General features: G+C 61.3%; 3 protein-coding genes. 2 read left to right on the top strand and 1 reads right to left on the bottom strand.

Going from position 1 to position 17,333, the window contains the following annotated elements:
- Window positions 1-241: 241 nt before the first annotated feature.
- Entirely contained in the window at window positions 242-1,303 is a 1,062-nt protein-coding gene (acsF, locus tag AMR42_RS12980) for a magnesium-protoporphyrin IX monomethyl ester (oxidative) cyclase (RefSeq protein WP_099534061.1), read from the top strand.
- A gap of 377 nt (window positions 1,304-1,680) precedes the next feature.
- Here acsF and carA read toward each other — a convergent pair whose 3' ends face one another.
- Complete coding sequence (carA, locus tag AMR42_RS12975) at window positions 1,681-2,862, bottom strand: glutamine-hydrolyzing carbamoyl-phosphate synthase small subunit (RefSeq protein WP_099534145.1); 1,182 nt, start codon at window positions 2,860-2,862, stop codon at window positions 1,681-1,683.
- A gap of 249 nt (window positions 2,863-3,111) precedes the next feature.
- Here carA and AMR42_RS12970 point away from each other — a divergent pair, with 249 nt between their 5' ends.
- Window positions 3,112-17,271: an SDR family NAD(P)-dependent oxidoreductase gene (locus tag AMR42_RS12970; RefSeq protein WP_143473077.1), complete on the top strand. Its 14,160-nt coding sequence runs from the start codon at window positions 3,112-3,114 to the stop codon at window positions 17,269-17,271.
- Window positions 17,272-17,333 lie beyond the last annotated feature (62 nt).

Here is a 17,333-nt window from a genome sequence, read left to right as displayed (position 1 = left end):
CGATTAAATGATTCAATAGTAGGAAATTCTCATAACTTAACAAACCAGCCCCCGGCAGGCGGTCATCCCCAACGATCCGGCTCATCCAGTCCCGCCAGCAAGCCCAATTCCTGCCCTGTCCCATGGCTCAGTGCTGACGGTTGGGGTTTTCCGAACGCTAGCGCAGGCGCAAGTTGAGTTTTTGTTTAGTCTTCGTTCCGTTTTGGTCTAGTCCTTAATTTCTGATCTTTGATCTTTGACCATGGTTGATTCATTGGCAAAACCCGCGATCGCCAAGCAGGTCGCAATTCAAGAAAATCTCCTGACACCGCGCTTTTACACCACAAATTTTGAGGTGGCTGCGGGCCTGGACTTGTCAGCCCAAGCCACGGAATTGGAAGCGATGTTGGCGGAAATGCGCGCGGACTATAATCGCGACCACTTTGTGCGCGATCAATCGTTTAATCAGTCCTGGGATCATATTACGGGCGAGGCTCGGCAAGCGTTTATTGATTACCTGGAGCGATCGTGCGTTTCTGAGTTTTCGGGATTTTTGCTCTTTAAGGAACTGTCGCGCCGTGTGAAGCAGCGCAGCCCTTTGTTGGCGGAAATGTTCCAATTAATGGCGCGGGATGAGGCTCGCCATGCGGGATTTTTGAACAAGGCCATGGGAGATTTTGGGCGTACTCTGGATTTGGGACATTTAACCAAGAATCGTCAGTACACCTTCTTCCCGATCGAGTGGGTGATTTACACGGTTTATTTGTCTGAAAAAATTGGCTATTGGCGCTATATTCTGATTCATCGTCACCTGGCCGCCCATCCCGAAAATCAGTTTTATCCCCTGTTCAAATACTTTGAACCTTGGTGTCAGGATGAAAATCGCCATGGCGATATTTTCAAGGCCCTCCTGCGATCGCAGCCCGGCCTGTGGCAAACCTGGCAATCGCGCCTCTGGAGCCGTTTTTTCCTGCTGACGGTGTTTGCAACCCACACCTTGACGGTTCACGAGCGCGCGAATTTCTATCACACCCTTGGCATCAATCCCACGGATTTTGATGCGGAAGTGATTCGCAAAACCAACGAAACGGCAGCGCGGGCTTTCCCGTCTGTTTTAAATGTGGATCATCCAGAATTTCTCGATCGACTCCATCAATGTTCTGATCTGAATCAGCAGATGAGCGCGATCGAGAAATCACCACAGCCCAAGTGGTTGAAATCCCTGAAGAAGCTCCCGATTCAGGTGCAAATTTTTGGGCATTTGCTGCGTCTGTTCCTGTTGCCAGGGGTGGATGCGGAAGCGCTACGGGGAACCGTTCGCTAACTGAGGTGCTAGCTGAGTTGGTAACTAGGTTGTTAACTCAGTGACCCAGGCTGAATTGTCTGTAATTGAGTGCTTTCCTCATCCGGTGATGCGATCGACTCTGATGCTTGATGGTTAGTTCTAAATTTAGTGCTAAATCATGAAGCATGAGGGCGATCGTTAACTGGTCAAGTTCTCTAAAGCTTTGGTGGAATTTTGGTGGTTGAGGGGCTTCGGCCCCTTTTTTTATGGAAGAATTTAAAATTTCTGCCCGAGAATAGTAAATAAAACAATTAATTTAGGGCGCACTGATGTGCGCCCCTACCTTAGATTTGTTGGGTTAGCGTGCCTGAGTTCTTGTCGATTGGGATTGATTGCCCAAACACGATCCCAGTTGCCTAGGCCGTAACAGCCGATCGATTGCGGCGGGCATCTTGCATCGATCGCACGAATTTTTCAAACAAATAATCGGCATCGTGGGGGCCGGGGCTGGCTTCTGGGTGATATTGCACCGAAAACAGCGGCAGTTGGCGGTGGCGCAACCCCGCGATCGTTCGATCGTTCAGGTTCAAATGCGTCACTTCCACCTCTCCTTCCGTCAAGGAACCGTCAGAAATGGCAAAACTGTGGTTTTGGCTGGTGATTTCCACCTGTTGCCCCGCAAAGCCAGCCGGCTGGTTCAGGCCGCGGTGGCCAAACTTGAGTTTGAAGGTTTCGGCTCCCAGGGCCAAGCCCAAAATTTGGTGACCCATGCAAATGCCAAACATGGGCTTGTTGGCATTCACCAGTTGTTGCACGGTTTCAATGCCCTCGGTGACAGCGGACGGATCGCCGGGGCCGTTCGAGAGGAAAATCCCATCGGGATTGAATCCCAAGATGGTGTCGATCGGGGTGCTGGCGGGCACAACAATGATGCGACAACCAAAACTCGCCAACCGGCGCAGAATATTCCGCTTCACGCCAAAGTCCAGCGCCACCACCGTCAACGGCTGATCGCCCGTGGTGGCCTTGGCCGCCTCCGTCGCCGGGTTAAATTCCCATTCCGGTTGGGTTCCTTCCGTCCACTCGTAAATTTCTGCCGTGGTGACTTCCTTCACCAGGTTCAAGCCCGCCATGCTCGGGGTTTGTTGCACCAACCGCAGCAAATCTGCCGGATCCAAGATTTCTGTGGAAATTGCTCCGTTCATGGCCCCCACGGCCCGAATTTTGCGGACGATCGCCCGAGTATCAACCCCGTAGATGCCTGGAATATCATGGCGGCCCATGTAGTCGGGCAGGGCCTCGGTCGATCGCCAGTTGCTCGGCCGGCGAGACACGTTGCGGGCGATCGCCCCGCACACATAGGGGCGATCGGACTCTTCATCTTCCGGGTTGATGCCAACGTTGCCCAACTCCGGATAGGTGAACAGCACAATCTGGCCGCAGTAGCTCGGATCGGTCAGCACCTCCTGATAGCCAGTCATGCCGGTGTTAAAGACGACTTCGCCAACGGTTGTGCCGGTGGCTCCGAAGCTGCGACCCAAATAGGCGCTGCCATCAGCCAAGACTAAAAGCGCTGGGCGATCGGAAGTTGAAGACATGGTGAGCAATGCCTGTGCAGCAGTCGATGAAGTGAGCATAAAATCAAGTCTATATACAATCATTTCTGGCCCGCGAGTGCTATCAAATTCGACAGTTTTCTATAGGATTTTGGGAAACCTAGGAAAAAACATTGGGGCAAGGTCGGTTTCAGGGGTTGTCGCCCGTTCGATCAACTTCGATCGATCAAGATGCCAAGGGCTGATTTTTCCGACCCACCCCCCAAATAAGGGGCTTCTTTACAGTCAACGTTGCAGTTAACCTTCAAGCCAAAAATCAAAGCCATGTGGAAGCAACTGTGGGCAACCTGGATTGGGCTAGGGGCGATCGCCCTGGCCGGTTCCCCGGCGGCCCCAGCCAGTGCCGTGGAAGCCGTGCCCTGCTACCGGCCCGTTTGGCAAGAAACTCCTTGGCCAGAGCCGATCGCTCCCGGATCCGGGGCGGTGTTAATGGTTTATGCACCGGGCGATCGGCCCTTGGCAGCGGCCTTGCAAGCACAGCACCCCTCGGCTCCGACCTATCAAGTGCAGCTTGCGGGATCCCGCCAATCCCTGGGCCCGAACCATTGGCAAGTGGGCGCGGCGGCCAGCGATTGGGAGCCGATTTGGTCACAACTCCCCCCCTTGGAAACGATCTATTTCCTGGCGGCGGGGAGTCGAATCGCGCCCGCCAGCCTTGCAGAACTGACGGCGCTGCAAGATCAAGGGGTGGTCAGCCTGTTTCATCTGATCCAAGGTCTCGATCGGCATCGACTGTGGCGATCAGGAGCGCGGCTGCGGGTGATCACCCAAGATGCCCAAGCCGTGGGAGTCGGGCCGATTCAGCCCTGGCAAGCCACGGTAATTGGCTTCACCAAGGCCCTGTCCCGGGAATTCACGGATTTGGCGGTGACCTGTTTGGATCTCAGCCGGGTGGATTTGGAACTGGTTGAGCCACTCGATCGCCTTGATCTCACTGATCTAACGAACCCATTCGCCCATCTGGCCCGCCGAATTGCCACGGAACCAGCGGCGGAACCGGGGTTGGAGCTGGCCTATCGGGGAACACGTCGGCTGCGGCGGGCGATTCAGCCCATGGCCTTGCCGCCGGATCCGCGGCCCTTGCCGATTCATCCCGGTGGCTGCTACCTGATCGTGGGTGGCATGACTGGCATTGGCTACGAAGCGGCCAAATGTCTGGCGGCAATCACCGGGGTCAAATTGATTTTGACGGGTCGCCGCCCTCTCACCGAAGGGCGAGCCGCTCAACTGCGGGAACTCACGGCTTTGGGGGCGATCGCCCAATACCGAGCGGTTGATGTGGCGGATCCCGTCGCCATGGCCGACCTGATCCAAGAGATTCAGCAAACCTGGGGGCCCCTGCGAGGGGTGATTCATTCTGCCCTGGTGTTGCAAGATGCCAGTCTGCGCACCATGACCCCGGCGGCCCTGCAAGCGGCCCTGGCTCCCAAGGTGGCGGGCAGTTGGCTGCTGGTGGAACTGACTCGCCAACAACCCCTGGATTTTCTGATCTTCTTCTCGTCGGCCAATGCCTTGATGGGGAATGCGGGGCAAAGTAACTACGCGGCCGGTTGCACCTTCCAAGATGCCTTTGCCTTGGCGCTGCCGCCCACGGGGCCCCGGATCCAGATCATTAACTGGGGCTACTGGCGTGAAACGGGCATTGTGGCCACGGAGTTCTATAGCCGACGCATTGAAAAGCAGGGCATTTTGGGCATCAACACCGCCGAAGGGGTGGAAACCCTGGCGCGGTTGTTGCGTTGGGAAGTGCGCCAATGTTTGCCCATGCTGGTTGCGCCGGAAATTTTGGATCAGTTGCAGCTAACGGGCTGGACCACGGAACCGGCAGGGGCGATCGCCCCGCCCATGCTCCCGGCGGCGGCCCAGGCCATGGCCCGGTTTGTGCAGGAACGCCCGATCGCGCCTGAGTCGATCGAGGCCTTCCAGCAGCTTGAGGCCCATGCCCATGGACGACTGCTGGCTACCCTGCGCCAACTGGGGGTGCTGCGATCGGCGGCCGATCGCTGGTCTGTGCGATCGGTGATGACGCAACTGGCGGTGCAGCCCCGTTATGAACGCCTGCTCTGGGCCTTGGATGACTTGCTGATCCGGGCCGGATTTTTGGCGGAACAGGGTGATGGGTTGGGCTTAACGCCCCTGTGCCTCACGCCGGAGATGGATCGCCGGATTGCCAACAGCTCCGCCGAAGCCGATCGACTGCGATCGCGCTACGTGGGCATTGATCCTTGTCTGACTCTGCTCGATCGCTGCTTAGAACGCTATGGCGACATCCTGCGCGGGGCCTGCGATCCCCTCGAGATTCTCTTTCCTCGCGGATCCGCTGCCCAGGTGGAAGGGATCTATCGCGGCAATCCCCTGATGGATTACTACAACGACTTGACCGCCGCCACCGTGGCCGCGGCGGTGGTGGCCGCCCAGCCCACGCCCCAACAGCCCTTCCGCATTTTGGAGATTGGTGGCGGCACGGGGGGAACCAGTTTTGCGGTGCTGAAAGCCTTGGATCCCCATGCAGCCAGCGTTCATTACACCTTCACCGATATTTCGCCCACCCTGGTACACCAAGCCCAGCAGACCTTGGCCCAAGGCCGCTCCTTCTGTGAATTTCGGGTGTTGAATATTGCCCAAGATGTGGCGGCCCAGTCCTTTGCACCCGGTAGCTATGACCTGGTGTTGGCGGCCAATGTGCTCCATGCCACGGAGAGCGTGACCGCTTCCGTGCGCGAAGCGAAACGGCTGCTGAAGCGCCACGGCCTGTTGGTGCTCAATGAAGGAACCCGGGTTCAAGACTTTGTTACCTTGACCTTTGGACTTACGGAGGGCTGGTGGCTGTTTGGGGATGGGGATTGGCGCTTGCCCCACGCGCCGCTCCTGAGTCCCGCCCAGTGGGAAGCCCTGTTGCGGGCGGCCGGGTTCCAATCCATTCACCTGGCGAGTCCTGCCCGGCCCGATGCGGGCTTGCCGATCGAGACGATCATTCTGGGGGCGAGCGATGGTTGGATTGAGTGCCCCACGGCGGCGACGGCTCCCCAAGGGGCCCCCATGGTTCCCGATCAGCCGGTTCCGCCATCAGCTCCGTCCGCTGCACCCTCATCGGCGGTGGCGGCTCCCACCCTGGCCGAAGGGGATTCCCGAACGGTGGTGTTGGCCCATTTACGGCAGGTGTTTGGGCAAGTGTTGCGCCTAGAGGGCACAACCCTATCGCGCCAAGCCAACTTCGAGACCTATGGGGTGGACTCGTTGGTGACCTTGGAATTGATTCGCGCCTTAGAGCAAACCTTTGGCCTGCTGCCCCAAACGCTGCTGTTCCAATGCCCTTCGCTGGATGCGTTGACCCAATGGCTGGAGGCGAATAAGCCTGAGGCGATCGCTGCTTTGGTGGCGGCGGCTCGGCCGGCGGCTCCGTCGGTTGTGGCTGCCCCTGGGTCTTCTGGGGAACTGCCAGCGCCCTCCCCAGGGTTGCCGCCCGCACCGGTTCCATCACCACTGACATCTGCGCCCCGATCGACCACTTCAGCCTCAACTTCAACTTCAACTATCTCAGCCCCAACAACATTGCTGACCCCCACCCCACCCGCACCGGGATTGGCGGGCGGTGACCAGCCGGTTGCGGAGCCGATCGCCCCAGGGCCCACGAGCCGATCGAGCCAGGGCCCCAGTCAAGATCGATCGATGGCCCCGACGAATCTGGCTGTGGATGATGGGGCGATCGCCATTGTGGGGTTAGCGGGTCGTTACCCGGGCAGTCCGGACTTGGCGGCCTTTTGGGAAACCCTGATCACTGGACGCGATGCGATTAGTGAACCGCCGCCCGGTCGTGAATTTGAGTCGCCTGAATTTGAATTGGCCGGGCATCCCACGGCGCGGCGGGCGGGCTGGTTAGGGGCGATCGATACCTTTGACCCACGCTTTTTTGGCATTTCGCCCGTGGAAGCGGCCGGGATTGATCCCCAAGAGCGGTTGTTTATGGAAGTGGCCTGGGCCGCGCTGGAAGACGCGGGCTTAACCCCCAGTACCCTGGTGCGATCGCCCGATCCGGCCGCCCAGCGAGCCGTTGGGGTGTTTGCGGGGGTGATGTATGGCGAATATCAGCTTCTGGCCGCCGAGGCTGCGCTGCAAGGCGATTTTGTGCTGACCGGTGCGTCCCCGTCCTCGATCGCCAATCGCTTTTCCTACTTTTGCAATTTCCAAGGCCCCAGCTTGGCCGTGGATACGGCTTGCTCTTCTTCTCTAGTGGCCATTCATCTGGCGGTGCAAAGTCTGCGGCGGGGAGAATGCCGGGCGGCCTTGGCCGGTGGGGTGAATCTGATTTTACATCCTCGGCATCTGCTGGCCCTGCATCGGCTGAAGATGTTGGCGAATGATGGGGTTTGCCGTCCCTTTGGGGCCGGAGCATCGGGCATGGTTCCCGGCGAAGGGGTGGGCGTGGTGGTGCTCAAATCCCTGGCCGACGCAGAGCGGGATGGCGATCGAATCTGGGGAGTCATTCGCGGTTCGGCGGTCAACAGTGGCGGCAAGGTGTCGGGCTACACCGTGCCCAACCCCACGGCCCAGGCGGCGGTGATTCGATCGGCGCTTCAGGATGCAATGGTGGATCCGCATAGCTTGTCCTACATCGAAGCCCACGGCACGGGCACGACCTTGGGAGACCCGATCGAGGTGGCGGGGCTAACCGAAGCCCTCGGGACCCATGACCAGCCCTACTGCGCGATCGGGTCGTTGAAGGCCAACATTGGCCACCTGGAGGCGGCGGCGGGCATTGCGGGACTCACCAAAGTGCTGCTCCAGATGCGCCATGGCCAGTTGGCTCCCTCGTTGTATGCCACCGATCCGAATCCCCATATTGCCTTTGACCAAGCCCCGGTGCGGGTGCAAACCCAGGCCACGCCTTGGCAAGCTTGGCCCGGCCTGCCTCGGCGGGCGGGTATCAGCTCCTTTGGGGCCGGTGGGGTGAATGCGCACCTGATTGTGGAGGAATATCGATCGGAATCGGGGCGATCGGGATCGAATCCCGACCCGGCCAGGGCCCAAACCCTGTGGGATCGCCCAGGGATCGATCGCAACGGATCGAGTGCGGGAGACTTGCATTACGGGGGAACTGAACGCAACGGCTTCGATCGCCCTGCCGTTGATCCATTGAATCCAGCGGTGGCCCCGGTCACTGCGGGCGGCCTGAGGGTGTCGGAGGAGGAATATGTGGTGCCGGTTTCGGCCCTCGATCGGGAACGACTTGCAGCTTGGGTGCGCCAACTGCGATCGGTGCTGATTCAAGCTCAAAACTCCCCCCAGCCAGACTCCACCACTGACCCAGCCCCAGGACTCTTCGCAACGGAAGCCCCGATCGATTGGGTGGCGCTGGTTTGGACGCTGCAAACCGGGCGCGTTGCCCTGCCCTATCGCTTGGCCGTGGTGGCCAAAAATCTCAATGACCTGTTGAGCCAATGGGAGTCCTTTTTGGCCGACGGGCCGATCGCCCAAGGATTGGTGGGGCGTTGTGGGCCAGACGATCGAGTGATTCGCACCCGGCCCGATTCCCCCCTTGCCCTGGCCACCGCCTGGGTTCAAGGGGCCGAGGTAGATTGGGAAGCCCTGTGGCTGGGGCCCAAACCCCGCCGCGTCACCCTGCCGCCCTATCCGTTTGAGTTGCGCCCCTGTTGGTTTCCCCGGCCGGCCCAATCCGTGACCGCTTCGCTCAACACCGGCCGAGCGGAGCCGCTCCCGGCGAGTTCCCCAGCCCGTTCTGCCGATTTACCCTCGGCAAAAAAGCCGCCCTCGTCCCAGGGAGCGGTAGGGGTTTTGATTCCCGATTGGCGGGCGATCGCCCCGGAAACCGCTCCGGGAACTGTGGCCGCTCCCGTGGTTGGTGAAGTGCTCCTCTGGATTGGCCCCGAAGCCGAGGGAGCAGCCATGGCCGCAGCGGTGCAGGCCCATCCCGATTGCTGCCGGTTCCAGCGGGTGATTCAGGTGCTCCCGGGCCTGGCCTTTGAACCGCTACCGGGCGATCGCTACCGATTGAACAGCTCGCGGGAATCGGACTTTGGCGAACTGCTGGCTCACTTGGCCCATCAAGGCCTCGCGCCTACCCATGTGCTGATCCGGGGGGTGGCAACGGTGGCCCCGGACGATGCGCCCCCGCAGGCGATCCGCCAGGGCCTAACCCAAACGCTCTATCCCCTGTTCTACGGATGCCGGGCCCTGTTGCGATCGCCCGAAACCATCCCTAGTCCGGTGTCCTGGATTTATTTGGGAGATGACCCGGCCGCTCCCTGGACTTTGGCGGCGGCGGCCTTCTGTGCCGCCGTGGGCCAGGAAAGCACCCGATTGCGGCCGGCGGTGCTGTCGGGGGTGACGGAGCTGAACCATCCTTCCCGAGACCTGCTGCGGGCGATCGCCCTGCTGTGGCAGCGTCCAGAACTGAACCATCTTCAGTTCCAAGCAACGGGATCTCAGGTGCGCACCTGGCAGTTGTTGGATCCCGCGATCGCGCCAGGGAACCCGTCCCCGTCCGGCCTCTGGCAAGGGGGCGGCTGCTATATCCTCACTGGCGGTTTGGGGGCCATTGGCCAACAGTTGGTGGAAGACGCGATCGGCTCGGCTCCGGTGTCGTTGGTGCTGGTGGGTCGATCGCCCCTAGACGATCACAAAACCGCGCGCCTGGAAGCTTGGCGGGCCCAAGGGGCCCAAATCACCTACGTGGCGGCCGATGTGGGCGACTGGGACGGGGCGATCGCCGTGGTCAACGCTGCTCGCCAAACGGGCCGGCCCCTGCGTGGCGTGATCCATGCCGCCGGCCTGATTGAAGATGCGCTTCTGATCCACAAAGACCGGCCCACCTTCGGGCAAGTCTTGCGGCCCAAGGTGCAAGGAACCGTTTATCTCGATTACCTCACGCGCCAGGATCCGCTGGACTTCTTCCTGTGCTTGTCTTCCCTCAGTGCCCTGATGGGGGCCCCGGGTCAGGGCGATTATGCCGCCGCCAATGCGTTCTTGGATGCTTGGATTCAGCAACGGGAAACCCAGCGGCAACGGCAACAGCGATCGGGCGTGAGTCGCACCCTCAATCTGCCCTTCTGGCAAGGGGGCGGCATGGCCTTGACAGAGGTTTCCCAGGCTTGGATGGCGGACATGGCGGGACTGCAACCCCTAACCCCGGCTCAGGGACTGGAACTGATCCATTGGGCCATCCGCCAACCCCATCCCCAAGTGGCGATCGCCCCGGGGGAGCCGGAAAAATTCCAAGCGTTTCTTCAAGGCCGCTGCCAAAGCAGCTCCCCAGCCCCCTCCGCAACACCCGTTCAGGCAGCTCGGCCCCTGACCGCCAATCCGATGCCTGCGGCTCCCCAGGCGGCTCCGGCCGCGGCTCCGGATACCCTGCCCATTGTGCGATCGATCATTTCTGACCTGCTGGGTTTGCGGCCCGAAGAAATTGACCCCCAAGCCCGACTGGGAGAATTGGGGTTTGATTCGCTGCAATTGGCGCGCCTGGGTGAAGCCATTCAAAAGCAGCCCTCAGACCGGGTTTTCAATTCAGCCCTGCTGTTTGAAAATCCCACCGTGGCCGCCCTGACCCCGTATTTGCGATCGAACCAAGCGGCGGAACCCCCAGAACCCGCACCCCAACCGACACCGGAACCAACCGATTCCCTGGTGTCCCCCTTGGGGTTGGTGGAGGTTCCTGGGAAGCAATCCCCCGGGGCGGAAATCTCGGCGGTGGAACCAACCTGCGCCCCACCCCTGTCCGATCGCTCGGGAGATTTAGCCCAAACCCCCCGATCGCGCCGCTTCAATCCCCAGGAACCGATCGCCATCATTGGCATGGCCGGACGCTTCCCCGGAGCCAACACCCTGGAGGACTTTTGGGACAATCTGGCGGCGGGCGCAGATTGCATTACCGAAGTGCCCGCCAGCCGCTGGAATCCTGACCAATACGCTAGCCAATGCGTCTGCCGTTGGGGCGGATTCCTGGATGGGGTTGATCAATTCGATCCCCTGTTTTTCCGGATTTCTCCCCGAGAAGCGGTTTCCATGGATCCCCAAGAGCGGCTGTTTCTGCAAACCGCCTGGCACACCCTTGAAAATGCGGGCTACACCCCCGATCGCCTGCGTCAGGCGGCCGATGGCTCCCCTCGTCGGGTGGGCGTTTTTGTGGGCATCACCTGGGGCAGTTATCAGTTGCTCTCGGCCCAGGAATGGTTGCGCAGTAACCAAATTCTCGGATCCTCCTCCTATTGGTCCGTGGCCAACCGGGTGTCCTGGTTTTTGGATTGCAAGGGCCCCAGCTTGGCGGTGGATACGGCCTGCTCTTCGTCCTTGGCGGCCATTCACTTGGCTGTCCAGTCCTTGCGGCGGGGTGAATGTGCCGTGGCGATCGCCGGCGGGGTGAATCTGCTGTTGCATCCTTCCAAATACATTGCCCTGAGCGGTTTGGGCTTCCTGGCGGCTGATGGTCGCTGCCATAGCTTTGGCCAGGGGGCCAATGGGTTTGTGCCCGGCGAAGGGGTGGGAGCGGTGTTGCTGAAGCCCCTGTCGTTGGCGGAGGCCGACGGCGATCGAATTGAGGCGGTGATTCTCGGTAGCGCCATCAATCAAGATGGCCTGACCACGGGCTACACGGTTCCCAATCCTGAGGCCCAAGCGGAACTGATTGAGCTGGCCCTACAGGATGCGGGCATTTCTCCGGCCACCTTGAGCTATTTGGAAGCCCATGGCACGGGAACGACCGTGGGGGATCCTTTGGAATTGCGGGGCCTAGATAAGGCCTTTCGCCGCTACACGGATCAATCGCACTTCTGTGCGTTGGGATCGGTGAAGTCCAACATTGGCCATTTGGAAGCCGCTGCGGGGGTGGCGGGGGTGATCAAAGTGGCGTTGCAGATGCGTCACCAAACCCTCGTGCCCACGCTCCATTGCACACCGCCTAACCCAGTCCTGGACTTCAGCCACAGTCCCTTTGTGTTGCAAACGGCGCGATCGCCCTGGGTGGGTGAGCGTCGGGCCGGCATCAGTTCCTTTGGGGCAGGGGGCACGAATGTGCATGTGATTTTGGCCAGCTATGAGCCAACCCCTGCCACCGTGGCTCCTGCCTCGGGCGATCGGCCCCAGGTTCCCTTGCTGTTGCCCCTGTCGGCCCGTCATCCTGCCGCCTTGGAACGACAAGTGCGGAACCTGGCTCAGTATCTGGAAACCCATGGTGCAACGCTGGCCTTGGCGGATGTGGCGGCCACGCTTCACCGGGGCCGTGTGCCCATGGAGTGCCGGGCGGCGGTCATGGCCGATTCGGTGCCAGCGGCAATCCAAGCCCTGAAACGATGGTCGATCGGTGCGCTTGCCAATGCCCTTCCCGCCGCGGCCCAAGCTTGGTTGGCCGGCGGCCCGCTGCCCCCTTGGGAGGGATTGGGGAATCCTGTTCCCCTGCCGGGTTATTCCTTTGAGCCGGAGCGGCACTGGCTGGCCCTGCCAGCGGAGCCAACTCCCGCGCCCTTGACCCCACCGCCCCACCGGTTTTATCCCATTTGGCGATCGGCTCCCTTGGAGCGTTGTGCCTCGGCGGCGGCGGTGCTGTTCTTTGCCCCCAACCCAGAGGTGTTGCAAGCGGTGCGCGATCGCCTGGCTCCCCGGGTGGTGATTGGGGTGTTGCCAGGGTCAGGGCCCTTTGAGCCGTTGGCTGCCGACCCCTTGCCCATGGATTTTCGGATCGATCCCCATGCGGCCGAGCACTATACCCGGCTGTTGGCGGCCTGTCCGCCTGTGCAATGCCTGATCCAAGCCTGGGATCTTACGGAGTTGGCTGCGGATTCCCGATCGAACCGGGATTTACAGCAAACGCCTTTGCACCGCATGTTCTTGCTCAGTCAAGCCCTGCTGCAAACCCAATCTGAACCCTTGGATATTCACTATGTGTTTTCCGGGGCGGGGGGCGATGTGCCGGGCCGTGTGGCGGTGGGTGGCTTCCGGCGATCGCTCACGGCCGCCTGTGCTCGCCTGCGGTTGCGCACCATTCGTGTGGAAGCGGCGGTCAAGGATTGGGCTGGGATTCTGACCGATGAGGTGCAGACCCCCTGGATGGATGCGGACATTCTCTATCGTCTGGGGAAACGCTACGGCGAAGACTGGGTGGCCTGGGAGGCTGCCGCTACGCCTGCGGTGACCTTGCGTCCTCGCAGCGTCATTTTGGTGACCGGCGGGGCCGGGGCCCTGGGATCTCAGGTGGCGCTGTATTTAGCCAGACACCATCAAGCGCGATTGGTGCTGACTGGGCGATCGCCCCTCTCTCCGGCGATCGAGGCGCAGTTGGCCGCCATTCGTCGGGCCGGCGGTGAAGCACGCTACTACGCGGTGGATCTCACGGATCTGATCAGCATGGAAGTGATGGTGGCCCATGTGACCACGGAATGGGGGGCGATCGAGGGCTTGGTTCACTGTGCGGGTCTTCAGGGGCAGGCGGCCTTGGGATCCCTCAGTTGGCCGGAGTTTGCGGCGGCGTTGCGTCCCAAAATCCTGGGCACTCAGGTGCTCCAAACCGTTCTGGATTGGTCGTCGCTCTCGTTGCGGATTCTGTTTTCATCCCTGGCGGCGGTGGCAGGGGACTTGGGCAGTTGTAACTATGCCTGCGCCAATCGCTATCTTGATGCGATCGCGGAGGCCAACGGCGGCGTGGCGATCGCTTGGCCCCTGTGGGCCGAAGGTGGTATGACCCTCGATCCCCAGTCCCAAGATCTCTACCTCGCGGCCACGGGGCTGCGGCTCCTGCAAACATCCGCTGCCCTGCAAGTCTTGGCGGGGTTATTGGCCTCGGAACATACCCGGGTGGTGATTTGCGATGGGGATCCGCCCGCCCTGGAACGGTTGTTGCGTCCTTGGTTGCCCGGGGTGGTTCCGGCAGCGACCACACCACCCCCGATCGCGGCAACGATCGCCGAGCAGAAGACCCCGGCGATCGCTCCACCCACGGCTGCTCGGGTCACCCGTGATTTAACCGATTCATTAACCACCAACCCATTAATCACCGAGCCATTAACCCAAGAATTGGCCGAGATGGCGGGAGCTGTTTTGGCGATCGCTCCCCACAAACTCCAGCCCCAGACTCCCTTCAGTGAATACGGGTTTGATTCGATGCTGCTGCGGGAATTTGCCACGCGCATTAACCGGCGCTACGCGATCGATCTGAGTCCTTCCCTCTTCTTCCGGGTGGGAACCTTGGCTACCTTGGCTGAACATCTGCAAACAGACTATGCCAGCGCGATCGCGGCGGTTTTGGTTCCCCCCGAGGTTGATGGGGCGGCGCTGAGTGATGAAAATGCCGTGGTCGCCACGCCCCCAGCGCCCGCCGGGCCCGTCACGTCGGCCTTGCCCGATCAAGATTCCGGCGTGGCCATCATTGGCATCAGCGGCCTGTTTCCCGGTTCTCCCAGCTTGCAGGACTTTTGGCAAAACCTGGCAGCGGGCAAGGATCTGATTGTGGAAACCCCGCCGGAGCGTTGGGATTGGCGGGACTGCGCTGCCCAACTGACCGGGACTGGCCGGGAAGAGGCTGCCCGCTGGGGTGGGTTTCTGACGGAGGTGGCCACCTTCGACCCGCTATTCTTTGGGATTTCTCCCCGGGAAGCGGAGCAGATGGATCCCCAACATCGGCTGTTTTTGCAGCAGGCCTGGCACGCCTTGGAAGATGCGGGCATTCGGCCCTCTTCCCTGGCCGGCAGCCGTACCGCCGTGTTTGTGGGGGTGCAGATGAATGAATATGTGGAGCGGTTTGGCCCCGACGCGGGCCCCCAAGTGGCCACGGGTAACGCCCACGCCATGATTGCCAACCGGCTGTCCTATCTGCTGGATCTGCGCGGCCCCAGCGAAATTATTGACACCGCTTGCTCTAGCTCCCTGGTGGCTGTGCATCGGGCGGTGCAGGCCATCCGCTCCGGCGAGGCCCCCTTGGCGATTGCGGGGGGTGTGCATTTACTCCTGTCTCCCACCGCCGTGATGATGGCGGCGCGGATGGGGGTTTTGTCGCCGGAGGGACGCTGCTACACCTTTGATGCGCGGGCCAATGGTTATGTGAAGGGCGAAGGCGTGGGCGTGGTCTGCCTCAAATCGTTAGCCCAAGCTCGGGCCGATCGCGATCATATCTACGGCGTGATTCGGGCTTCTGGGGTGAACCATGGTGGCCATGGCATGTCCCTGACGGCTCCGAACCCTCAGGCCCAGGCTGACTTGATCGCCCAGGTGTATCAGCAAGCGGCGGTGGATCCGGCTTCCATTACCTTGATTGAAACCCACGGCACGGGGACGGCCCTGGGAGACCCGATCGAGGTGGATGCCCTTACGGAGGCCTTTGGTCGGCTGACGGGCCCCACCACGCCCGAGGGAGCCGATCGACCAGCTCCCCGCCGTTGGTTGGGATCGGTCAAGACCAATATTGGCCACCTGGAACCGGCTTCCGGCATTGCGGGGCTGCTGAAGGTGGTGCTGGCGATGCAACACCGCCAAATTCCGCCCACGCTCCATCAACAATCCCTGAATCCGTTGCTGCATCTGGAGCGTGGCGGGTTCCAAATCCCGATCGCCCCGCAGCCCTGGGAACCGGCGATCGACCCCTCCGGGCAAGCGGTGTTGCGGGCTGGGGTCAGTAGCTTTGGCTTTGGTGGTGCCAATTGCCATCTGTTGCTAGAGCGCGTCTTGGATTCGGCGGCCACCCCCGCGCCGGCCCCGGCCGAGCCGCAGCCGGAAGTGATTCCCCTGTCTGCCAAAACACCCCAAGCCCTCCGGACTGCGGTGGCGGCCCTGCGCGATGCCTTGCAAACCGAAGGCGAGCGCTATGCTTTGGCGGATGTCGCCCATACGCTGCAAACCGGCCGGGAGGCCTTGGCCCAGCGGGTGGCCTTTGTGGCCCCCGATTACCCGACCCTGTTTGAGCAGATGCAAACCTGGCTGGCACAGGGGCAATGGCCGATCGGGGAGCTGATTGAAACATCGCCCCTCGCGCAATTGGCCCAAGCCTGGCAAGCCGGTCAGGCGGAACTCAGCGCGATCGCCCAGGCCAGCGATCGCCCCATTCCTCCCCAAAAAGTCTCCCTCCCCGGCTATCCCTTTAGCCAAACCCGCCATTGGATTCCCCGATCGCCCAGTGCGGTTGCAGCAACGGGGGCTGAAGCGGTTTCGGAGGCAGTTTCGGAGGTGGTCTCGGCAGCGGTTTCCACGGCGTTGTCCGCTGGCCTGGTGACCCCCGCCGGTTTGGCCACTCCCGCTCCCACTGCCATGGCTACCCTTCGATCGCTCCTCAGCCAGACCCTGGGCCTGGATCCGGTGTTGCTCACCGAAGACACCGATCTGAGCACCGTGGGGGTCGATTCTTTGGTGCAAGCGGATTTGCGGCGATCCCTTGAGCGGCTATGGGGGCGATCGTTGCCCGCCAATCTGTTCTTGGCGCACCCCACCTTGGCGCAACTGCAAGTGGCCCTTGGCTCCCCACCTGCGCCGGTCGCGCCCGTCGGAGCCAGCCCCCTGATGGTGTTCCACGACCAAGGTTCCCAGCCCGCTTCCTTCTGGATCCACGGTGCGCCGGGAGATACCAACTGGCTCCAGTCCCTCAGCCAATCCCTGGGGCCAGATTTCCCCCTGATGGGCATTGAAGCTAATGAATCCGTGCCCCAAGAGAGCATCACGGCGATGGCCGCACATTACCTGTCACTGATTGAAACCTTTCACCCCGCGATCGACTATCGCTTGGGGGGATACTCATTCGGTGGAACGGTAGCCGTGGAAATGTGTCGCCTACTGGAGCAGCGGGGCCAGTCCGTCACCGATCTGATCCTGCTGGATACCTATGCGCCCGACTCCGAAGACTTGCGATCGATCAAGGAGCACCCCGCGATCGTCGATCCGGCCTTTGCTCCCCTGTTGATCACCAACCTGCTGGTTCACCGCTGGCGTGGTTCTCGCCCCCTGAGTCTCGACGATTTCCAAACCGTCGCCCCAGCGGATTACACGAGCCTGATGACCGATCACCTGGCGGCCTGTTCGCCCCTGCGCCCAGAGCAACTGCGGCGACTCTTGGATAAAAATCTGCGGTTGGCCGCTCGGCACGATCGCCTCCTCAGCGCCTATCACCCCGAACCCTTTGCCTGTCGGGCGCGGGTCACCCTGTTCCGCAGCACCTTGGGCTTCACGGCGGCCGACAATCCCCTCGCCCTGCCGGCCATTCAGGTAGACCTGGCCGACTCCCCCGCCATCTGGCAAACCCTGCTCCAAACCCCCATCACCACCCACGACATTGCGAGCGATCACTTCGGGTTGCTCGCGGGCGCGGCTGGCCAATCGGTGGCTAATCAGCTCAAGATCCTGCTCGGCCACCGCCCGATCGCCACGGGTTTTGCGGAAACCGCGCTGCCAAAATCCAGCTAAAACACCAATCCTTCACCATCAATCCTCCAGCGCCACCACTGAAAAGCAAGCCCAAATGCTCG

The sequence above is a fragment of the Limnothrix sp. PR1529 genome (assembly GCF_002742025.1).
In the GTDB taxonomy this organism is placed as follows: domain Bacteria; phylum Cyanobacteriota; class Cyanobacteriia; order CACIAM-69d; family CACIAM-69d; genus CACIAM-69d.
Note: the sequence above shows the minus strand (reverse complement) of the source record. Positions and strands in the feature narration are given on the sequence as shown.

Excerpts from the sequence above, each read along its gene's own strand:
- acsF (WP_099534061.1), top strand. The coding sequence starts at position 242 with ATGGTTGATTCATTGGCAAAACCCGCGATCGCCAAGCAGGTCGCAATT.
- carA (WP_099534145.1), bottom strand. The coding sequence starts at position 2,862 with ATGTCTTCAACTTCCGATCGCCCAGCGCTTTTAGTCTTGGCTGATGGC.